We start from the raw sequence: 20667 nt of genomic DNA on the forward strand, positions 1-20667 counted from the left end.
AAAAATAGAACTGATGAAACAAACCATAGATGAACTTCCGCTTACAAAGGCAATTACTGATGTGCTGCACCAGCTTGGCATTAAACAGTTAAACCCTGCTTACAGCACTGGCCTAGCCTGGGGAGGACAAGAGGAAAGAAAAACAAAAGAAATATACTCACCTGCTGATGGGAACCTGATTGCGGCCGTGAACATGGCTAATGCCGAGGATTATGAGCAGGTGGTAAAGCAGGCAGAAGAAGCGTTTAAAGTATGGCGTAAGGTGCCTGCCCCAAAGCGCGGCGAAGTTGTAAGACAGATAGGCAATAAACTGCGAGAGCATAAAGAAGCGCTTGGCAAGCTTGTAAGCTACGAGATGGGTAAGATTTTGCAGGAAGGCTTAGGCGAAGTGCAGGAGATGATCGACATCTGTGATTTTGCTGTAGGCTTGTCGCGCCAGTTGCATGGCTTAACAATGCACTCGGAGCGTCCGCAGCACCGCATGTATGAGCAGTACCACCCGCTGGGAATTGTAGGCGTAATCTCTGCATTCAACTTTCCGGTAGCGGTTTGGAGTTGGAATGCTATGCTGGCTGCCGTTTGCGGCGATGTAACCATTTGGAAACCATCTGAGAAAACTCCGCTTACCGCCATTGCCTGCCAACACATCATCCGAGATGTGTTAGCGGATAACGAATTACCAGAAGGTATCTTTAACCTAATTATTGGAGATGCCGAGGTGGGTAGCCTGATGAGCCATGATACGCGCGTTCCGCTGGTGTCAGCTACAGGTTCTACGCGCATGGGTAAAAAAGTAGGAGAGGCTGTTGGGGCCCGCTTAGGTAAGTCATTACTAGAGTTGGGTGGTAACAATGCCATTATACTTACAGAGCATGCCGATCTGGAGATGGCTCTTCGTGCTATCGTATTTGGAGCAGTGGGTACCTGTGGCCAGCGCTGCACCTCTACCCGCCGCCTCATCATCCACGAAAATATTTATGAGCAGGTAAAAGAGCGCTTGTTAAAAGTATATCCTAACCTGCCAATCGGACACCCATTGGATAGCACCACGCTGGTAGGGCCGCTTATTGACAAAGATGCCGTTAATGCCTTTACCAATGCACTGGAGAAAGTACAGCAGGAGGGTGGAACCCTTTTGACTGGCGGCGAGGTGCTAAATGGCGAAGGCTACGAAACAGGCACTTATGTAAAGCCGGCGATAGTGGAGGCAGACAACAGCTATGAAATGGTGCAGGAAGAAACCTTTGCGCCAATTTTATACCTGATCAAGTATAGCGGCGATGTAGAAAGTGCCATTGCTATCCAAAATGGAGTACGCCAGGGGTTGTCTTCGGCTATATTCTCTACTAACATACTTGAAACCGAAGCATTCTTGGGCCACTGGGGATCTGATTGCGGTATTGCCAACGTGAACATTGGTACATCAGGAGCAGAAATAGGTGGTGCCTTTGGTGGTGAGAAAGAAACAGGAGGCGGCCGTGAGTCCGGATCCGATGCCTGGAAGATATACATGCGCCGACAGACAAATACCATAAACTACAGCCGTGAACTGCCACTGGCTCAGGGTATCAAATTTGATATTATGGATTAAAGCAGAACAGAGCTCGTAGCTCCTGCGGGCATTTTCAAGTATAAAAACAAAAGCCAGTTCTAAGTCAGGGCTGGCTTTTGTTTTACAACACCGGGTCCAACCACCCCTACCCCTCAGGGCTAAGCTCGTTAGTTTCGAGGTTGAGGGAGGTGTGGCCCGGCTGCATTAAAACATAACTAATCATAATGCCAAACCTCCTCAAAACCAGGACATAAAAATATTAGAAAAATTTTTGCAACTTCATGCAACCTACACGCAGCACCTTTGTCTTTAGTTCGGAAGTTGGATAAAGAGAAAGGGAGTTATTGTAAAGCCAGAGAAGAATAAAACAGCAAAACGTTAATCAGAGTCAGTTTGGAAACTATCAGCTACCAGGACGTTAACAGCCAAGTTATAGATAAATGCAAGGAAGGTGATAACCGTGCACAGTACGAGCTGTACAAGCTGTATTCCAAAGCTATGTTTAACGTGAGCATGCGCATCACCAACGATTACTCTGAGGCTGAAGATGTATTGCAGGAGGCTTTCATCAGTGCATTCAAAAACCTGCATACCTACAAAGGAGAAGCATCGTTTGGCAGCTGGCTAAAGAAGATAGTGGTAAACGCAGCCATTAACGCAATCCGCAAGAGAAGGTCTGAATTGGTGCCGATGGACGAAAGAACGATCGGTGACATTGCCGAAGAAACTTATGACGACGATTCGGAGTGGAAAGTGGAGAAAGTGCGAAAAGCCATTATGAAGCTGCCAGACGGCTACAGAGTTGTGCTGAGTTTATACTTGCTGGAGGGCTTCGACCATGCTGAGATTGGAGATATTTTGGGGGTTACAGAGTCAACATCTAAATCGCAGTACAGCAGGGCGAAGAAAAAATTGTTAGAGATAATGAAAGAGCCGCAGTTTGCGGTCTGATTATAAAGAGAGTACATGAGGAGACCTATACCATGAGAGATAAATTAGAGGATTTTGTGAGCGAACACCGCGATGAGTTTGACGTGTTCGAGCCCCGTCCGGACCTATGGCAGAATATCTGTCAGGAGATTCCGGCTCCTGAAAAAGAGGCGAAGGTAATTAACATTAAGTTTGGCGAGCGGGCCAGCTTCAGCGCAGATTTCTTATTTATGCGTATTGCGGCGGCAGTTGTGCTGCTATTGGGTTGTGGCCTTACGCTTTTCCTGATGAAGCAAAATGCACCGGATGCCAACACCATGATGGCTGCCTCACAACAGCAGGTTATTAGCAACATAGCCCCTGAGATTGTAGAAGTTGAAGCTTATTATGTGAGCGAGATAGAGGAGATGAAGGGAGAGCTTAGCGAGTACGACAAAAAGATACTCGGGCTGAGTGGCCAGAAAGAGATTGACCGCGAACTGGCACGCCTCGATAGCAGCTACATGCAACTGAAAAAGCAACTATACACCACACCAAATACAGAAGAAATTGTTGAGGCCATGGTCCAGAACCTGCAGATACGGATCGAGGTGCTTAACAGACAGCTGGAAGTTCTCCAGAACATTAAGAAAATGGAAAAAACCATTAACGCTGAACTTAAAGAAAATGAAACTACGAATATTTAACACCATCTGCTGCCTTGCCCTACTAACAGCTGCGGCACCCAGCATGGCTCTGGCTCAAAAAAGTAAGCCAGCTCCATGTCCGTCCGACATTCAAGTCAATGTTGATTTGAAAGATGTCGCCTCTCTTGCCAACCTCGCATCTTTGGCTGATCTGGCAGAGGTAAAACAACTTGCTGGCCTAACCGAATTAAAAGATTTACCTGAACTAATGCGGCTTTCTGAACTGGAAGCTATTGCAGACGAGCTGGATATTGACCAAGCAGGCGCTGTAACACACATAAACCAGGATGCAGATGCCGCTGCCTACGACGTCGAGAAACGCAAAACGTTTGAGAAGACCTACAAGGTAAACAGCTCCGATGCCTTAAGCATTGTAAACAAGTTTGGTAAGGTGAGTGTGAACACTTGGAACAAGAGCGAGATACAAGTTAAAGTAGACATAATTGCAAGGTGTGCTACAGAAGCGAGAGCAGTAGAACTGCTGGACAAAATCAATGTTGTTGACAACCGTGAAGGCAATACAATCTCGATAGTTACTAAAATGGAACCGATGCGCGTGTCCGGCAACAATAACAGAAGCTTTGAGATAAATTACACCATATACATGCCAGAGAGTAATAGCCTTGCAGTGAAGAATAGCTTTGGCGATGTACAATTGGCCTCACTTAAAGGCAAAACAAATGTAAACGTGTCTTACGGCGCGCTTAAAACAGAAAGGCTGAGCAACAGCGACAACTACGTGAAAGTTGCCTACGGCTCCGGAAACTGTGGCTACATAAACGGAGGCAATGTTAACCTAGCTTATGCAGATGTTTTTGTAGGCGGAGCCAATGGTTTAAAAGGCAGCGCCAGCTATGGAAACTTCAAAATAGGCCAGCTAACCGAGGAAATGGACATAGATTTCAAGCATGGTACATTTAAGGTAGATAATGTGAGCAAGGACATTAAAAAGATAGCGCTAAACAGTAACTATGGTAGCGTAAGCCTGAACTTTGCTGATAACTCCTCCTTTAACTTTGATGTGAATGTTTCGTTCGGAGACTTTAAAGTGGATAGGTCGCTTATTAATTTGACTACGATGGAGAAAGGCTATACATCTGCTGAGTATAAAGGCAAATTTGGAGGAACATCTCCTAAAGGTATGGTTAATATTACCTCTAAGTTTGGCGATGTGAAATTTACGAAATAAGTGTTTGTTAGATAAGTTTGTTTAAGGTGAGAAAGGCCAGCAGTAGCTGGCCTTTTACTTTTTAGGGGTGTCTGGTTCTGCTTCTACACAGCGGTTTTGCGCAGAACAAGCTAAACTATTAATATGGTAGCTGGTTGCATTTTGCGGTTAATGCTTAATTTTAAGTTGAACTTAGCATCTATAAGTATAAGCCTATGGCAACAGACAATAAAGAACTGCTTAATTCCTCAAAAGCACCAGAGCCGGTGGGGCTGTACCCGCATGCACGGCGCGTGGGTAACCTGCTGTTCCTATCGGGAGTGGGACCCAGAGAGCGTGGCTCTAAAGCGATACCTGGCGTAGAACTGGATGAGGAGGGGAATATTCGCTCTTACGATATTGAAAAGCAATGCCACTCCGTTTTTCAGAATGTGCGTTACATTTTAGAAGATGCCGGCTCCAGTTGGGGTAACCTGGTGGATGTGACGGTGTTTTTGACGAATATGAAAGATGATTTCGCAACTTACAATAAACTATACGCGGAGTACTTTAAGGACAATCAGCCTTGCCGTACTACCGTGGAGATAAACAAACTACCGACACCCATTGCCATAGAACTGAAGTGTATCGCTACGATTGATACACCTGCAAAAGGCTAAAGTATAAATTCAGAAGTTTTGAGCAACAACAGGAAAGAGTTTTACAGGCAACGTGCCGAGGCACTGGCTGCGCAGGAAAGCCGTGCCGCTACCAAATCAAGATGGGTATCGTGGCTTCGGGTTGGAGTATTTTTAGCAGGAGCCGGTACTGCCTACCATTTTTTTAGCACCGATAATCAGGAAGCTGGTGCTGTAGCCATACTTGTTTTTTATACGCTGTTTATACTTGTGATGCGCTGGCACAGCAGACTGGAATTTACACACCAGCAATTCCTGCTACTGCGCAAGGTAAACGAAGAAGAGATCGAGAGACTGCAGGGTAAACTGCAACACTTTGATGGAGGTGCCACCTTCGTCGATGATCATCATCCTTACACTTCTGATCTGGATATCTTTGGGCAAAACTCTTTGTTCCAGCTGATTAATCGCTCCGTTACAAGTATAGGGAGACTAAAGTTGGCCCGGTGGTTTAGGGTAGCTGCGCCTACACCAGTTATACTTCAACGGCAGCAGGCCATAGCAGAACTGGCCGCAGAAAACCAGCTGGACTGGCTACAGGACCTGCTGGCACTGCCACGCCACTTCAAGCACGATGAAGTAACGGCAGCGGTCTTTATCCGGTGGTTCTCAGAAAGATCATTTTATAAGCAGCACGGCTGGGTAAAAGTGCTGGTTTTTGTGTTGCCTATAGTTACCCTTGCCGCCATTGCCGCATGGGCCTACGGAGCAGTGTCAGGTTTTGTGCCTTCAATTTTTCTGATTGTGCAGTTTATACTTGCTTACAGGTTTAGGGTAGAGCGCGACGAGTATTACGACAAAAGTATAGGTATTTACGAAGCCATGCGCAGCTACACCAGGCAGCTGCAGCACATCGAGCAAAAGCATTTCTCGTCGCCATTGCTGCAGGAGCTGCAGGCAAGGCTGCAGCAATCTGGTACTAAAGGCTCTGTTATCATTCACAAGCTGGCTAACATTATAGACTTCTTCTCCTGGAGACTGAGCACACTGATGGCCTTTTTCCTGAATTCAATTTTGATGTGGGACTTTGTATGGATGTACCGCCTGGAGAACTGGCGCGACAGGTACCTGCCGCAGTTGGAGGAGATGCTGGACACGCTGGCCCAAATTGAGGCGCTGGCAAGTATAGCTTCCTATCAACATGCAAATCCAGATTATGCCATTCCAGTACTGTCGGAGCAGCCGTTTGAGTTGCATGCAAAAGAACTGGCGCACCCGCTTATCTTCTCTGTTACACCGATAGCCAATGATTTCGAGATGCAGGGAGCAGGCAAAACGATGGTAGTAACAGGCTCTAACATGTCGGGTAAAACCACCTTTCTTCGTACAGTAGGTATAAATATGGTTCTGGCGCAGATGGGAGCACCTGTTTATGCAGACTCTATGAAGCTGGCTCCGGCACAAGTATACACCGCCATGCGTACTGCCGATAACCTGGCTGAAAATACCTCATCGTTCTACGCTGAGCTCAAGCGCCTGCGCATGCTCCTGGAGCTGACAGAGAAGGGCCAGCCGGTTTTATACTTTCTGGACGAGATACTCAAAGGCACTAACTCCCGCGACCGCCACGCCGGCGCTATGGCCCTTATACGCCAGCTGCACAAGCGCAACGCATCCGGGTTTATCTCTACCCACGATCTGGAACTAGGAGCAATGGAGCAGGAACTGCCCGGCAGCGTATACAACTACAGCTTCAACAGCGATATTATCGGAGATGAAATAAAGTTCGATTACAAACTACACCAAGGTATTTGCCGTAGCTTTAACGCCAGCAAGCTGATGCAGCTGATGGGCATTGAGATAGAGGAGAAGGTATAGTTTATTTTGACAAAGGAGTTTTTGACGAATTACCAAAGAGCTTTCTGAAATAACCAAAGTCTCTCTAAGTTGTCATCTCGACGTTAGGAGAGATCTTTTCAGAACTCTTTTATGAACACTCTAAAGAGATTTCTCTAGAAAGTCACGATGACAACTTCTTTCTAATTTCCCTCCTCAGTGGGGCAGGGTGGGTTGATCTCCTCCCAGATTTATACTTTATACTTTAACACATTCATAAAAATAGAACCATGAGAGTAATAGCAGATATACCAAACCCAGATGTTAAAATTACCTTGCATTCCTATAACGGCAAGTATATTCTAAAGCTTGAGAAAGCCAACCTGGAGCAGATTTACAAGATAGAGGAAACTGAAGTAAACGGTGACGAAGGCGTTAAAGCCTTGATAGATGATGAATTTATTGCAGCCGTACTTAACCGTTTTCAGGATATGCGTGATGCGTTTGTGAGCACGATTAGGAGGAATGAGTAGTATTACTTAAATTGAAATATTCTTTTCAATAATAAGTCTAATAAATATCCTTCTATGCGAAAGTATGTTCTAACCAATCCTGTTTTTCCGTCTTACCTGATATACGGCGGACTTTTACTGGTTTTCCTGAGGACTCCTTTAGCTGCCAACGATCTGGTTGAGCCGGAAAGTTTTCTGAGTGGTGCATTATTAGGAGCAGGAAGTGTATTTGTTTTGGCTGGATTTATACTGCGATTCTATCATGCGAGGCAGAACGGACAGCAGAAAAACTTTTTGTTTAGCATAGCCCTTGGTGTTGCCGTACTTGTTGCTTTAATGGCGACTGGTATTATACATACTCCAGACTTATTGCAGAATATACTCTAGGATTTGTGCCTCTGAAAGTACAAGTTCATACCAATATTATAACACATAAAAAAGCCCCTGATTTCTCAGGGGCTTTTCCTTTATACTTCAGCTTATACTTAAGCGATAGCTACACGCTTGAAGTTGTTAACTGTCATGCCTTTGCTAGTTTTGTCAAGCAGCTGCGCGATAGTTAAAGAAGAGTCTTTTACAAACTCTTGGTTAAGCAGCGTGTTCTCTTTGTAGAACTTGTTCAGCTTGCCCATTGCAATTTTCTCAAGCATAGCCTCTGGCTTGCCTTCAGCACGAGCCTGATCTTTACCGATCTCGATCTCACGCTCAACAGTAGCAGCGTCAACGCCATCTTTGTCAAGAGCAACCGGGTTCATAGCAGCAATCTGCATCGCTACGTCTTTACCAACTTCAGTTGCATCTGTACCGTTTGTATTTACAAGACCTACCAATACACCTAATTTACCAGTAGAGTGCGTGTAAGCAACAACCTGGTCAGCGTTTACAGTCTCATAAGAAACTACGTCAATTTTCTCACCGATTTTACCCATCAGGTCAGTGATGTGGTCCTGAAGTGAACGGCCATCTTCCTGGTTTGCAGCGAGAAGTTCTTCTTTAGTAGCAGCGTTAGTAGATACTGCAGTATCCATAACTCTTTGTGCTAAGCTCTTGAAATCAGCAACTTTAGAAACTGGCTCAGTTTCGCAAGCTAGTGCAACTACTTTACCGTTCTTGTTGTCATCGCTAACCTGCGTTAAAACGATACCCTCAGAGGTTACGTTCTCAGCACGCTTGCTGGCAATTTTCTGGCCCTGCTTACGAAGAATATCTTTAGCTGCTTCGAAATCGCCGTTAGCTTCTGTAAGCGCCTTCTTGCAGTCCATCATACCTGCTCCGGTTTCCTGACGGAGTCTGTTAACGTCTTGTGCTGTAATAGCCATGATCTTTATAATTAAGAATTATGAATTATAAATTATGAATTTTATCTGAATGAGGCTGAAATGGTAACATACTGTTTACATACTCAGAGCCCCTAAAACAAACTGAACATTGAAGCAGCAAAGCCCAATGTTCAGTTCGTTGTTATTGCAATATGAACAATTGATTATTGCTCGTCAGCTTCTTGTTTAGCCTTGATGCCTTCTTCCTCAGAACGCTTACGCTCAGTCTCCTCTTTGTCAACTTTGCGCTCTGACAAACCTTCTTCGATAGCCTTACCGATCAGAGAAACGATAAGTGCTACAGACTTAGATGCGTCGTCGTTTGCAGGGATTGGGAAATCTACCAGCTCTGGGTTAGAGTTAGTATCGCAAATAGCGAAAACCGGCAGGTTAAGTTTCTGAGCCTCTTTTACTGCGATGTGCTCACGCTTAACGTCAACGATGAAAAGAGCTGCTGGCAGTCTTGAAAGGTCAGCGATACCGCCAAGTACTCTTTCAAGTTTCTCACGCTCACGAGAAAGCATTAATCTCTCACGCTTTGCGATAGCTGCATAAGCAGTGTTGTCTTTCACCATCTTATCGATAGTAGACATTTTCTTAAGAGACTTACGCACAGTAGCGAAGTTAGTAAGCATACCGCCTAACCAACGATCAGTAACGTAAGGCATTTTAAGACGACGAGCCTCTTCCGCTACGATGTCCTGCGCCTGCTTCTTAGTAGCAACGAAAAGGATCTTACGGCCAGACTTCGCGATGTTCTTGATAGCGGCAGAAGCCTCATCAAGCGCAACTAATGTCTTATTTAAGTCAATGATGTGGATACCATTCTTCTCCATGAAGATGTATGGAGCCATTTTCGGATCCCACTTGCGGGTAAGGTGGCCAAAGTGAACACCTGCCTCAAGTAATTCTTTATAATTAGTACTTGCCATGTTGTTGATACACCTTTAATATTAACGTTTACTGAACTGGAATGAACGACGTGCTTTACGCTTACCGAACTTCTTACGCTCCACCATACGTGGGTCACGAGTGATGAATCCTTCTTTACGAAGGGCTGACTTAGTCTCGGCGTTCTCAACTACCAGTGCTTTAGATATAGCAAGTCTTAGTGCCTCAGCCTGGCCGCTTACACCACCACCTTTTAGATTAGCAGTAACATCGTACTTGCCAATTAGATCTAAGGTTTGAAACGGCTGATTTACTATAGTTTGCAATACTTCGTTAGGGAAGTATGCCTTGATATCTTTACCGTTAATAGTGATATTCCCTTGCCCGGCCGTCATGTAGATACGAGCCACCGAGGTTTTTCTTCTACCAGATGTATTGATAACTTCCATTAAAATTATAAGTTGAAGGTTAATTCTTTAGGCTGCTGAGCTGCAAATGGATGCTCGCTTCCTGCAAAAACATGAAGATTTCTGAATAGCTCGCGACCTAGTGGGCCTTTAGGCAACATGCCACGAACTGCGCGCTCTACTAGCAGCGTTGATGATTTCGCCTTTAGCTCACGTGGAGAAGTTTTTCTCTGACCGCCTGGGTAACCAGTGTGTGTCAGGTAGTACTTCTGATCCCACTTACGGCCTGTGAAACGTACATTATCAGAGTTGATAATGATCACGTTGTCGCCGCAGTCAGCATTAGGAGTGTATGAAGGCTTATGCTTGCCTTTCAGGATCTTGGCAACTTCCGATGCCACGCGACCCAAGCTTCCTTGACCTGCATCAACAATCACCCAGCCTTTGTTGGCTGTCTGCTTGTTGACAGTAAGGGTCTTATAACTTAAATGATCCATTTTTAGTGGTTGTAAGCGATTTATTTATTTAATTAATGATTTTTCGGTCTTTGAAAAATGGTCACAAAGATAGAAAGACTTTATTTGATATGCAATACATAGGGTAGAAATATCCTGTGTAACAGGGAGGTAGCTAGAGGTTGAGCTATTTATATTAAACAAGACAGCCCCTAAAGTATAAGTGTTATACCTTAGGGGCTGTGTCAGAAGTTGTTCTGTTAGTTCTTCTTTATCATCACTGGCGGCGGCGGAGGAAGCAAACCTGGCAACTCACCATACTTGCTTTTTGCTTTAGCCATACTTTTCGCATCGTTCAGTTCATAAAGTTCAGTACCGCCAGATTTTAGGAAGAGCACGATTTGTTCATCCTTTTGTTCATTCATAGTCCAACCTACTTTTTTTACTGTGGGATTTCTTTTTAAGAAGTTCGTGTACTCCACGGGTAAGTTGTTTCTGTCCTTGTAGTATTCTATCTCTTCTGGAATAAATATCTTTTGTTTTGTCTCCTGTATTACTTTTTGAGAGCGGGCATCAAATTCTTCCTGTGTCACAACTTCTGCCGGAGGAGGTGAAGAAGGCAACTTACCATACTTTTTCTCTGCTGCAGCTCTGCTTGCTTTGTCTTCCAGGTTATAAATCTCTTCTGTTTTCTCCAGTCTTACTATTATCTGGTTTGCTGTAGTCCAAAAAAGCTTTCGTACCTGTGGGTTACGGGCATAAAATTCTTTGTACTCATCTACTACCTGTGGTCTTTTTTCCTGAGCGGCACCTGGAATACTGGCCATTACTTTGTCGTATAGCTCGTTATCTGGTAAGTATAAGCCATACTTTTTATATGCCTTCGCTATATCCTGCTCATTGTCCAGCTGGTATTCATCCACATCTCCGGCAATTGGAGTTATGGTTAACGTATGGGGAGCTGTCCAACAGGCGTTTGTAAACGTTGGCTCTTTTTTAATGTAGATGTCAGGACCTACTTTAGTGTATTGGCTAATTTCTACAGCATCACCTGCCTTAGGTTTTGCTATACCATTAAACGTCAGGAGCAGCACGGCTGCAACTGGTATTACTGCCAGAAATTTCAGCAGATGCGCTTTGGTGCTTGGTAATTTGTTCATCATGGCTATTCTTGTTTTAAGTGGTGAGAGATTAAATTGGTTAGCTATTTGCGGCTCTGAGATGCCGGTAACTTTAAGCAGGAGGTACTGGTAGTCTTTCCGGTCTACGCCAGCGGTAAGTACATTTTGGTCGGCAATAAACTCCAGGTTCTCTTTAATAGCTTTTTTCATAAGCCATCCACCCGGGTTAAACCAGTAGAAAAGTGCGCTGAACTCAGTAAATAAAACATCCAGTGTATGCCAGCCTTTTACATGCACCAGCTCATGGCTAAGTATGGCATCGAGTTCCTGCTGCTTGTGTTGCTCCGGGTTAAGGTAGATAGACTGCCAGAACGAGAACGCGTGGCTTATACTTTTCACTTGTCTGTAGCCTATGCCTCTGTACAAAGCTGGTTCCGATGAAGTATGGATCTTGTAGAGCGATGTAAACTGCATCACCAGCCTGACAAGTATAACTGCTGCGCCCAGCCAGAACAGGTATACAGGTAGAAGCCAGTAGTCGAACGCCGTTGCCTGTTCGGGTGCTGCAGGCGCCACGGTAAAGGCAGGTATGGCGGCAACATAGGTATTTACTACCGCCAGTTCCTGGTGCTGGCTAAACCAACCGGACAGGTCTACGAGTGGGTACAGCACAGAAAACATTATCCCGAACAGCAGGAAAGCACGGTTCAGGTTATAAAAAGTTAGCCGGCGCAGCACGAAATGATAAGCCAGGTAAAACAGGACCAAGGCAACGTTTGCTTTCAGGAGGTATAGGAGTAAGGCTGGCATATTATTCAGATTTTTTGTTTTCGATCATGTCAATAATCTCTTTCAACTCTGCAGCGCTTATCTGCTTTTCTTTCGCAAAAAAGGCCACCAGTTCTTTGTATGAGCTTTTAAAGTAGTCGCCTACAAAACCTTTCATGAACTTCTTCTTGTAATCCTCCTCTTTTAAAAGGGGCAGGTAACGGTAAGAATTGCCCATCTTCTCACTTTTCACAAAGCTCTTTTTCTCAAGGTTCTTAACCGTTGAGGCCAGCGTAGTATAAGGTGGCTTTGGCTCGGGCAACTTCTCCAGGAAATCCTTTATAAAGCCGCCGCCGGTTTCCCAGATCACCTGCATAGCTTCTTCTTCTTGTTGTGTCAGCTTTTCCATACTTTTACGATGTTTTCGTATAGTTACGAAATATTCGTAATTAAAGCTACGAAATGTTCGTAAATATTTTTTTAATCCTGAAAAATAAGCTCCTGGGATTAACAGCAAGTATAGGCTGGCCGCAGGTGTAAACGGTAGTTAAGGCTTAAAATGGCGGCTTATTAGGAAATCTTAATATTATTTCTGAATATAAAGTATCTATACTTGCTACTATGCTAAAGAAACTATTCATCTCCTTTTCGCTGGCGCAGCAGAACATCCGTAGCAGGCTGTTCCACACACTACTGTCTATACTTGGTATTGTGATTGGGGTAGCTGCCCTGGTTACGGTGCTCTCGCTGATAGATGGTTTGGAGGAGTTTGCGCAGCAGGAGATAACAAAAACAACCGATCTAAAAGCAGTTGTCATTACCACAAGCACCTACAAGCGGGTGGATGATGTCGCGCTGCCTAAAACTGATTATGGTTACCTCAACTACAAAACATTTAAGGAGCTAGAGGCATCTTCACCAAAACCAGCCAGAGGATTTATACAGGCAAAACATAACAGCGCGGTTACTGTAGAGGGTAAGCAGCAACCAATGGGTGCTTCATTGGCGGCAATCAATGCTTACTATCCAACTGATACGAAGATCAAGTATGGCCAATTTTTTACGACGAATGATTTGCAGCAGCAAAATCCTGTTGCCATTATCAGCCATGGTTTTGCAGTGAATGCCTTTGGCAAAGACTCTGCAGAATACCTGTTGGGCAAAACGGTAGCTTTTGATAGCCTGGAGTTGAAGATTGTGGGTGTATTGCCGGAGGAGGATGATAAGTCTCCGCGCCTGTTTTACCCCTTCACACTGCTTACTGAAGAGCAGTTAAAAGCAAATCCGCCTATGGGTGCACTGGAAGCACAGGATATTATGGACGTTACTACAATTAAAAGCCACACAGAAGCCTGGCTGAAGGCAAAGTTTCCGGCTGATACGACAGATTTTCGTGTAATGACGAACGAGGGCAGAGTAGAGCAGGCCGCAAAAGGATTTTTGCTATTCAGAGTAGTGATGGGCATGATCGTGGGTATTTCGGTAATAGTGGGTGGTATAGGTGTTATGAACGTGCTGCTGATATCTGTAACAGAACGCACCGTAGAGATTGGTGTGCGCAAAGCCATGGGAGCCAAAAAGCGTGACATCCTGCTGCAGTTCCTCGCTGAGTCTATAACGGTGTCTCTGTTCGGAAGTATACTTGGTTTGCTGCTGGGTATTCTTGCCACGCTGGGCATTGTGCCTATAATCAAAGCCTTTGTGGATGTGCCTTTTCAGGCAGCTTATACTTTAGATACGTTTATGGTTATTGCCGGTATTGCTGTAATAGTAGGCATCGTTTTTGGTACCTATCCGGCCACCCGCGCCTCTAAACTAGATCCTGTAGAGGCCATCAGGAGAGAGTAAAGTATAAAACTTTATACTTTGTAAACCTTTGCGTCCTCTGCGGTAGACAAAGTGTTTACATCCTTCTGGGCGTAACTTTCGTCTACAAGAGCAGCCAAACGATAAACCATGAAAGCCATACTTGTAAAACAACCCGGAGGCCCCGAGCAACTTGTGCTGGGGGAGTACGAAAAACCGTTGCCAAACCCATACGAACTACTGGTAAAAGTACACGCTACTGCATTAAACCGTGCCGATACCTTGCAGCGCCAAGGCAAGTATCATCCACCTAAGGGTGCCAGTCCATTGTTAGGTTTAGAGATAGCAGGGGAGGTAGTAGAGGCAGGGTATAACTGCACACGCTTTAGCAAAGGCGATAAGGTGTTCGGACTGTTACCAGGAGGCGGCTATGCAGAATACGCCATCATCGACGAAAACATGGCCATGCCTTTACCTGAAAGCTTAACCATGGAAGAGGCTGCCGCGATACCCGAAGTTTTCATGACGGCATATCAGGCGCTGTTCTGGCTGGGCAAGCTACAGCCGCAGGAGCGGGTGTTGATACATGCAGGAGCCAGTGGCGTAGGTACGGCAGCTATTCAGTTGGCGCGCGTGCACAAAGCCGAGATACTTACAACAGCGTCAGAATTTAAAGTACACGCCTGCAAAGAGCTTGGTGCGCACAAAAGTATAAATTACCAGGAAGTGCCTTTCGAAGACGAGGTGCTGGCGTTCACCAACAACGAAGGGGTAGACCTTATCGTGGATTTTATTGCCGGCCCATACTTTAACCAGAACATCGATTGCCTTAGAACAGACGGCCGCCTGGTTATACTTGCCAGTTTAGGAGGCGGTAAAGTAGATGAGTTTGATTTGCGTAAGATATTAGTAAAGCGTTTGCAGGTAATCGGCTCAACCCTCCGCTCAAGAACAAAAGACTACCAGATCAAGCTAACTAAGGAAATGAGTCAATTTGCAATACCATATTTTAATGATGGTACCATTAAGCCTGTTATTGATTCTGTTTACGATTGGCAGGATGCGGCAGAAGCTCACCGTTACATGGAGCAGAACAAGAATATCGGAAAGATCGTGTTGCGGGTTAGTTAGTCTTAAAAAGTACGTTGTTTCTGTAGCAAGTTTAGGGTTAGTGTTACTAGTAGCTATGCATGATACCGGTATTCAATTGGCTTTCTGCGGAGCAGAAAAAAGTATTAGAGCAGAAGATTCTCTATTGTGAGGGTCTAAAGGCAATGACGTTGACTTAAACTTAAATTGTCATCTCGAACAGCGTGAGAGATCTTTTTAAAATTATTCCAGGAGAATTCTATAGAGATCTCTCACGCTGTTCGAGATGACAGCTTCTTTAAAATTAGTGGGCGCGCAGCTGTTTAACCAGAACCGCAAAATCTTTCGGGTAAGGCGCCTCGACTTTTATAGGCTCCCCGTTTAGCAATGTAAACCCGATATTGAAGGAATGTAGTGCAAAGCGCTTGATCAGTGGCTGCTCTTCTGTGTCCTTTTTCAGGTTAAACTTTCTTTTCAGGCTGCTCAGGTATAAGTTTTCACCCCCGTACAGTTCATCACTCACAATAGGGGCACCCAAAGATGCCAAATGCACGCGTATCTGGTGCAGACGACCAGTAACAGGCACACACTCTATCAAGCTGTGGCGGGCGTAATTTTCTACAGTGGTAAAGTATGTTTCAGCGGACTTGCCCTGTGGTGTTAGTTTAGCTACACCTTTGGCCCCTGCAAGTATGGATTTGTTCACCAGTTCGTCCTCGAAATGGTGTACTCCCCACACTACAGCATGGTATACTTTGTATACTTCGCGGTGCTCAAACTGCATTGCCAGGTGGCGGTAAGCTTCAGCGTTTTTAGCAAAGACTAGGCAGCCGGATGTGTCCTTGTCCAGGCGGTGGCAGGCTTGCAGGTCTGGATTGTACTGGCGGGCTATCTTAAGTAAGTTAGTGGTGTTGGGTGTTCTGTCCTCGAGGGTAGCCAGAAAAGGAGGTTTGTTCACCACCACGTAGTCCTCGTTCTCAAATATAATCAGGTCTTTAAAAACCGGGTATTTCATGTGTTGCTATACTTTGTAAACTGCGCTTTATACTTTACTCTGTGCAGTGCTGCAAAGATACTAATTTAATTTGCTGATTGTTGATTGGTGAAGATTGACGGGAATATGGATACCGAAGTATACTAAGGTCTGTTAGCACTTGATGAGTAATCCCGCTATAACGTAAGTGTTAAGCGAGGCATTATTTATGCTGGCGCATAGTGGTAAGTCTTCACACTTGCGGAAGTATAAAATGTAAGATTATAATTTGGCAGATGTCGGAAGTGCTCGTACGGCTCACGGAAGCCTGAAGACTGCCTATCGTGTTAAAATACAAGTTACGCTTCGCTTAAGACTTGCGTCAGGTTATTGCAAATTTTAGGATGTTAATGGCCAACCATGAATAACCGATAACTAAGCAACTTTTGCCTTCTGTAGCTTAAAGCGGAGAGTAGTGCCTTTTTCTACTTCGCTTTTAACGGCAATAAACGATTTATGCGCTTCTACAATATGTTTACAGATAGCCAGACCAAGTCCGGTGCTGCTGGTGTCGCGGGCGCGGCTCTTATCGATTCTGTAAAAGCGTTCGAAGATTCGGTTGATGTGCTCTTGGGCAATACCTCTGCCGTCGTCTTTTACCGTTACAGTATACTTCTTACGGCCTTCATCAAACATAACCCAGATATTTCCGCCTTTGCGGCCATACTTAATAGCGTTGTCAATCAGGTTAATAAAAACCTGGCGCATGCGGTTAGGGTCAGCGAAAAGGATCACCTGTTGGTCGGAGCTTGTTTCCAGGTGCAGGCTTACCTGGTGTTGCGCGGCCTTCTGCTCTAGTTGTTCAAAAACCTCATGCATCAGCTGTACCGCATCAAAATTACGCTTAGCCATTTTAGCAACGCCCTTCTCAAACTGCGATATACTGATCAGGTCCTGCACCAGTGCATCTAAACCATCCAAGCTTTTAGCAGCTTTCTCCAGAAACCTTTCCCGAACATTTGGATCATCCATCGCGCCATCAAGCAAGGTATGTATAAAGCCCTGCGCGGCAAAAATGGGAGTTTTTAACTCATGCGATACATCGGCCAGGAATTCACGGCGCATTGCCTGTAATCGTTTTAGTTCGTCAATTTCCTGCTGCTTACGCTCTGCGATCATGTAAATCTCGTCTTTAATCTTGGTGAGCGGATCAGAGGTGAAGCTGGATTTGCTCTCAATCTTTTTGAAATCCTGCTTCTTTACCTTCTCCAGGCTGGTGTATACGTTCTTGATTTCGCGTAGTACTAGTGCCTCGTAAGAAAAGTAAACCAACAAAAAGCAGCTGATAAAAACGATCACCAATGCTACCTTAAATCCCTCTGAAGAAAAGTAACTGGCTAAAGCAAGAAAGGCGGTAAGCACCAAAGCCACCGCCAATGAAATTAATAATGTAAGCGAACGGGAGGTGAAATTCATCTATTAATCTGTGTTGAACTTGTAGCCCACGCCTTTTATGGTCTTGATATGATCTTCTCCAATCTTCTCACGCACTTTGCGAATATGCACGTCAACGGTGCGGGCAATCACATAAACATCATTTCCCCAAACGTTGTTCAATAGCTCTTCGCGGCTGAAAACCTTGTTAGGGGTAGCTGCAAGAAAAGCCAAAAGCTCGAATTCCTTTTTAGGCAACGTTATTTTTTCCTCGCCTCTGTACACGGCAAAGCTGTTGCGGTCTATGCGCAGGCCTCCGGCCTCTACCACCTGATTTTGCTCTTCCTGCTGCGAATCGCGACGGGCAAAAGCTGCTAGGCGGCTAAGTAAAGCGCGCGGCTTTATGGGCTTTGTTATAAAATCGTCGGCGCCGGCCTCAAAAGCGGCTACTTCAGAGAACTCCTCGGCACGGGCAGTTAAAAAGATAATGTGTGTATTACGGAAGTCTCCCATATCGCGCAGCTGGCGGCAGGCTGCTATCCCGTCCAGCACAGGCATCATCACGTCCATCAGGATCACATCGGGTTTTACCGACTGGGCTACTTCAATGGCTTTTTTTCCATTGTCGGCTACAGACACATCGTATCCTTCTCGGGTCAGGTTATACTGTAGTAGCTCTACAATATCCGGATCGTCGTCTACTACTAGAACTTTATAATTTGCTGCTGTTTGCACAAATTTCAGGATTAGTGTTTGTAAGTGCGGCCAAGATTCTTGCTCCAGGCTTCTTCTAATTTAAATCAGTTTGCCAACATATTGTTTTATGGCTAATCTGATTTACAAGACAAATATATTACTCCTGATCCAATTTAATTCCTGATAATCAAATCTTAATACATTCTTAACATTACACTATAAGTATGTGATTATCCTCAGGCACAAAAAAAGCCAGCATTAAACTGGCTTCTCTTGTTAGTTTTGGGCTAGCAAAATCTTATGTTTTAAGTTTTTATACTCGTACAGGTTTACTTTAACAGAACCCACAAACATTTCAGCTTCTATTAGCACAGGTATCTTGTTCTGGTCGTCTGATAAGTATACAAAAATAGAATTACCGTCTTTAAACATTTCGTTTTTTGGCATCTTAGGCGTGAGCTTAATTGCCTTAATGTTGCCGGCCTTTGTGCTAACAACCTCTTTTCCTCGGTAGGTTACTTCCATATTAAAGTTCTCCTCGTCAAAGAAACCCTGAATATTAAACTTGTCGCCTACACGCATTTTATCATAGTCTAAGGTACGCATATAGTAGAAGCCACTTACGATGTCCTGCACGTTAGTCGGCACCTTGAAGTTTTTAGACTCCTTATTTTTGTTTCGCTTTTTCTTTTCTACAAAGGCGGTATTGTTATAGTGGTTAAAGTCGACTGTTTCGCGTTTGCGATAATTGCCTTCTTCTATGTTTCTGAAAGAGCGTTGCGGTATAATGGCCGCCGTGTCGATGTATGATTGCCAGGTATCGCGTATTCTAATGAAAAGGTCAAAAGAGCTGTTAGTTTTTCCTGTAACAGTAGCGCGGTAGCAAGGCCTGCCATTTATCGTGTGCAGGTTAGGAGCAACATCAATAACAGCTTCTGCTGCTGTGATAGGACCATAATGCACTTTATACTTCAACACTTCACCAGACGAAAAGCTCTCATTAGGAATAGTCCGCATTCGGTCTTTGGTGACAAAGCCAAAGGCGATAACCGTTAGTATAAGTATAACCGGGAAAAACTTCTTCATAATTTACACTTAGCTTAGTTGTACAAACCTCTAAAACAAGTTTTATACCAACTGCTGTTTTGTCACTAAGTTAAACAGTTCTCCAAAGCAAATCAATTCATTATCAGGTAAAAAAATAAAGGAGCTACATTTTGCAGCTCCTTTATTTTACTTATAGTTTGGGAAAAGTGTTCACTCGGTTGCAGCGGCTGCATCGTCTAGGGCAGCTGCTACTTTCTCAGGCTCTCCTTTTACAATGGCTCTGATCTTACCTTCGATCTCTTCCTGCAGTTCAGGGTTGTCAAGCAGAATCTGCTTCACGCCGTCACGGCCCTGGCCTAGCTTATCTCCGTTGTAAGAGAACCAAGAACCAGACTTCTGTACGATACCTAGTTCAACGCCCAGGTCAAGGATTTCGCCTACTTTAGAGATACCCTCGCCATACATGATGTCGAACTCAACCACTTTAAACGGAGGCGCTACTTTGTTCTTCACAACCTTCACGCGGGTGCGGTTACCTGTGATGTTATCAGCAGACTCTTTAATCTGACCAACACGACGGATATCTAAACGCACAGAAGCGTAGAATTTAAGTGCGTTACCACCTGTAGTTGTCTCTGGGTTACCGAACATCACACCGATCTTCTCACGAAGCTGGTTGATGAAAATACAAGTACAACCAGTTTTGTTGATCGTACCTGTCAGCTTACGAAGTGCCTGCGACATCAAACGTGCCTGCAGACCCATTTTGCTGTCACCCATGTCGCCTTCAAGTTCGCCTTTCGGTACAAGGGCAGCAACAGAGTCAATTACAATGATATCGATAGCACCAGAACGGATCAGGTGATCAGCAATTTCAAGGGCTTGCTCACCATTGTCTGGCTGAGAGATCAATAGGTTTTCAGTATCAATGCCTAATTTCTGGGCGTATACTTTGTCAAATGCGTGCTCTGCATCAATAAAAGCTGCCAGGCCGCCTTTCTTCTGGGCCTCGGCGATGCAATGCATGGTAAGTGTGGTTTTACCTGATGATTCCGGTCCGTAGATCTCTACAACACGGCCACGTGGTAAACCGCCAATACCCAAAGCAATATCCAGCCCAAGCGAGCCTGTAGAGATAGCTGGAATATCTTCTACTTTATTGTCGCTCAACTTCATTACGGTTCCTTTACCGTATGTTTTGTCGAGCTTATCCATAGTCAGCTGCAGGGCCTTAAGTTTTTCGTTGCTTACGCTCATGTGTGTTTAATTAATTTGCTTTATATTGAAGGTGAAATTACTACTTTCGACAGCTATTTGCAAGAAAGCCAAAAACTATTTTACTAATTTTTTTAGCTGTTTG

Annotated in this window: 21 protein-coding genes; 10 read left to right on the top strand and 11 right to left on the bottom strand. The window is 44.7% G+C overall.

Translation table 11 applies throughout. From position 1 onward, the window contains the following. Positions 1–13: 13 nt before the first annotated feature. The 8 genes from amaB to H8S84_RS09035 all read left to right on the top strand — a co-directional run bounded on the left by amaB (position 14) and on the right by H8S84_RS09035 (position 7688). Positions 14–1591: an L-piperidine-6-carboxylate dehydrogenase gene (amaB, locus tag H8S84_RS09000; protein ID WP_187066992.1), complete on the top strand. Its 1578-nt coding sequence runs from the start codon at positions 14–16 to the stop codon at positions 1589–1591. 354 nt (positions 1592–1945) lie between these two features. Then, positions 1946–2503 (top strand): RNA polymerase sigma factor, encoded by a 558-nt coding sequence (locus H8S84_RS09005; RefSeq protein WP_187066993.1) that lies wholly within the window; start codon positions 1946–1948, stop codon positions 2501–2503. 32 nt (positions 2504–2535) lie between these two features. Then, a complete protein-coding gene (locus H8S84_RS09010) occupies positions 2536–3168 on the top strand; it encodes a hypothetical protein (RefSeq protein WP_187066994.1) in 633 nt (210 codons plus the stop codon). Then, positions 3149–4357, top strand: a complete 1209-nt coding sequence (locus H8S84_RS09015) for a DUF4097 family beta strand repeat-containing protein (protein ID WP_230407115.1) — start codon at positions 3149–3151, stop codon at positions 4355–4357. Before H8S84_RS09010 ends, H8S84_RS09015 begins: the two co-directional genes overlap by 20 nt. Positions 4358–4551: 194 nt before the next feature. Then, on the top strand, positions 4552–4995 hold the full coding sequence (locus H8S84_RS09020) for a RidA family protein (RefSeq protein WP_187066995.1): 444 nt from the start codon (positions 4552–4554) through the stop codon (positions 4993–4995). An 18-nt stretch (positions 4996–5013) separates the two neighbouring features. After that, positions 5014–6831 (top strand): MutS family DNA mismatch repair protein, encoded by a 1818-nt coding sequence (locus H8S84_RS09025; RefSeq protein WP_222621621.1) that lies wholly within the window; start codon positions 5014–5016, stop codon positions 6829–6831. Positions 6832–7079: 248 nt separating this feature from the next. Next, positions 7080–7322 (top strand): hypothetical protein, encoded by a 243-nt coding sequence (locus tag H8S84_RS09030; protein WP_187066996.1) that lies wholly within the window; start codon positions 7080–7082, stop codon positions 7320–7322. 54 nt (positions 7323–7376) lie between these two features. Beyond that, the gene (locus H8S84_RS09035; protein ID WP_187066997.1) at positions 7377–7688 is read left to right on the top strand and encodes a hypothetical protein; all 312 of its coding nucleotides are present in this window, start codon (positions 7377–7379) and stop codon (positions 7686–7688) included. A 98-nt stretch (positions 7689–7786) separates the two neighbouring features. Here the strand turns inward: H8S84_RS09035 and tsf are convergent, their stop codons facing one another. The 6 genes from tsf to H8S84_RS09065 all read right to left on the bottom strand — a co-directional run bounded on the left by tsf (position 7787) and on the right by H8S84_RS09065 (position 12671). Next, positions 7787–8620, bottom strand: coding sequence for a translation elongation factor Ts (tsf, locus tag H8S84_RS09040; protein WP_187066998.1), 834 nt, complete (start codon positions 8618–8620; stop codon positions 7787–7789). 164 nt (positions 8621–8784) lie between these two features. Further along, positions 8785–9552, bottom strand: coding sequence for a 30S ribosomal protein S2 (gene rpsB, locus H8S84_RS09045; protein WP_187066999.1), 768 nt, complete (start codon positions 9550–9552; stop codon positions 8785–8787). Positions 9553–9573: 21 nt separating this feature from the next. Continuing rightward, the gene (gene rpsI, locus H8S84_RS09050; RefSeq protein WP_187067000.1) at positions 9574–9960 is read right to left on the bottom strand and encodes a 30S ribosomal protein S9; all 387 of its coding nucleotides are present in this window, start codon (positions 9958–9960) and stop codon (positions 9574–9576) included. A gap of 5 nt (positions 9961–9965) precedes the next feature. Next, positions 9966–10415: a 50S ribosomal protein L13 gene (rplM, locus tag H8S84_RS09055; protein ID WP_187067001.1), complete on the bottom strand. Its 450-nt coding sequence runs from the start codon at positions 10413–10415 to the stop codon at positions 9966–9968. Between the two features lie 218 nt (positions 10416–10633). Next, positions 10634–12304: a M56 family metallopeptidase gene (locus tag H8S84_RS09060; protein WP_187067002.1), complete on the bottom strand. Its 1671-nt coding sequence runs from the start codon at positions 12302–12304 to the stop codon at positions 10634–10636. Position 12305: 1 nt separating this feature from the next. Further along, positions 12306–12671 carry a BlaI/MecI/CopY family transcriptional regulator gene (locus tag H8S84_RS09065; RefSeq protein ID WP_187067003.1) on the bottom strand — a complete coding sequence of 122 codons (366 nt, stop codon included), beginning with the start codon at positions 12669–12671 and terminating at the stop codon, positions 12306–12308. Positions 12672–12883: 212 nt separating this feature from the next. Between H8S84_RS09065 and H8S84_RS09070 the strand changes: the two genes are divergently transcribed. Continuing rightward, positions 12884–14110, top strand: a complete 1227-nt coding sequence (locus tag H8S84_RS09070) for an ABC transporter permease (protein ID WP_187067004.1) — start codon at positions 12884–12886, stop codon at positions 14108–14110. A gap of 108 nt (positions 14111–14218) precedes the next feature. Continuing rightward, on the top strand, positions 14219–15199 hold the full coding sequence (locus tag H8S84_RS09075; RefSeq protein WP_187067005.1) for an NAD(P)H-quinone oxidoreductase: 981 nt from the start codon (positions 14219–14221) through the stop codon (positions 15197–15199). A gap of 262 nt (positions 15200–15461) precedes the next feature. On the opposite strand, the gene H8S84_RS09080 is transcribed toward H8S84_RS09075, so the two are convergent. The 5 genes from H8S84_RS09080 to recA form a co-directional block, all read right to left on the bottom strand. Continuing rightward, on the bottom strand, positions 15462–16172 hold the full coding sequence (locus H8S84_RS09080) for an RluA family pseudouridine synthase (RefSeq protein ID WP_187067006.1): 711 nt from the start codon (positions 16170–16172) through the stop codon (positions 15462–15464). Positions 16173–16565: 393 nt separating this feature from the next. Continuing rightward, entirely contained in the window at positions 16566–17606 is a 1041-nt protein-coding gene (locus H8S84_RS09085) for a sensor histidine kinase (RefSeq protein WP_187067007.1), read from the bottom strand. A gap of 3 nt (positions 17607–17609) precedes the next feature. Next, on the bottom strand, positions 17610–18299 hold the full coding sequence (locus tag H8S84_RS09090) for a response regulator transcription factor (RefSeq protein ID WP_187067008.1): 690 nt from the start codon (positions 18297–18299) through the stop codon (positions 17610–17612). Between the two features lie 237 nt (positions 18300–18536). Then, the gene (locus H8S84_RS09095; RefSeq protein ID WP_187067009.1) at positions 18537–19346 is read right to left on the bottom strand and encodes a DUF3108 domain-containing protein; all 810 of its coding nucleotides are present in this window, start codon (positions 19344–19346) and stop codon (positions 18537–18539) included. 171 nt (positions 19347–19517) lie between these two features. Next, entirely contained in the window at positions 19518–20564 is a 1047-nt protein-coding gene (recA, locus tag H8S84_RS09100) for a recombinase RecA (protein WP_187067010.1), read from the bottom strand. Positions 20565–20667 lie beyond the last annotated feature (103 nt).

Origin of the sequence: Pontibacter cellulosilyticus, from assembly GCF_014306105.1 — a bacterium.
Classification (GTDB): Bacteria; Bacteroidota; Bacteroidia; order Cytophagales; family Hymenobacteraceae; genus Pontibacter; species Pontibacter cellulosilyticus.

Coding starts and splice junctions, on each gene's coding strand:
- amaB (WP_187066992.1), top strand. CDS start 14: ATGAAACAAACCATAGATGAACTTCCGCTTACAAAGGCAATTACTGAT.
- H8S84_RS09010 (WP_187066994.1), top strand. CDS start 2,536: ATGAGAGATAAATTAGAGGATTTTGTGAGCGAACACCGCGATGAGTTT.
- H8S84_RS09015 (WP_230407115.1), top strand. CDS start 3,149: ATGAAACTACGAATATTTAACACCATCTGCTGCCTTGCCCTACTAACA.
- H8S84_RS09020 (WP_187066995.1), top strand. CDS start 4,552: ATGGCAACAGACAATAAAGAACTGCTTAATTCCTCAAAAGCACCAGAG.
- H8S84_RS09030 (WP_187066996.1), top strand. CDS start 7,080: ATGAGAGTAATAGCAGATATACCAAACCCAGATGTTAAAATTACCTTG.
- H8S84_RS09035 (WP_187066997.1), top strand. CDS start 7,377: ATGCGAAAGTATGTTCTAACCAATCCTGTTTTTCCGTCTTACCTGATA.
- tsf (WP_187066998.1), bottom strand. CDS start 8,620: ATGGCTATTACAGCACAAGACGTTAACAGACTCCGTCAGGAAACCGGA.
- rpsB (WP_187066999.1), bottom strand. CDS start 9,552: ATGGCAAGTACTAATTATAAAGAATTACTTGAGGCAGGTGTTCACTTT.
- rpsI (WP_187067000.1), bottom strand. CDS start 9,960: ATGGAAGTTATCAATACATCTGGTAGAAGAAAAACCTCGGTGGCTCGT.
- rplM (WP_187067001.1), bottom strand. CDS start 10,415: ATGGATCATTTAAGTTATAAGACCCTTACTGTCAACAAGCAGACAGCC.
- H8S84_RS09060 (WP_187067002.1), bottom strand. CDS start 12,304: ATGCCAGCCTTACTCCTATACCTCCTGAAAGCAAACGTTGCCTTGGTC.
- H8S84_RS09065 (WP_187067003.1), bottom strand. CDS start 12,671: ATGGAAAAGCTGACACAACAAGAAGAAGAAGCTATGCAGGTGATCTGG.
- H8S84_RS09070 (WP_187067004.1), top strand. CDS start 12,884: ATGCTAAAGAAACTATTCATCTCCTTTTCGCTGGCGCAGCAGAACATC.
- H8S84_RS09075 (WP_187067005.1), top strand. CDS start 14,219: ATGAAAGCCATACTTGTAAAACAACCCGGAGGCCCCGAGCAACTTGTG.
- H8S84_RS09080 (WP_187067006.1), bottom strand. CDS start 16,172: ATGAAATACCCGGTTTTTAAAGACCTGATTATATTTGAGAACGAGGAC.
- H8S84_RS09085 (WP_187067007.1), bottom strand. CDS start 17,606: ATGAATTTCACCTCCCGTTCGCTTACATTATTAATTTCATTGGCGGTG.
- H8S84_RS09095 (WP_187067009.1), bottom strand. CDS start 19,346: ATGAAGAAGTTTTTCCCGGTTATACTTATACTAACGGTTATCGCCTTT.
- recA (WP_187067010.1), bottom strand. CDS start 20,564: ATGAGCGTAAGCAACGAAAAACTTAAGGCCCTGCAGCTGACTATGGAT.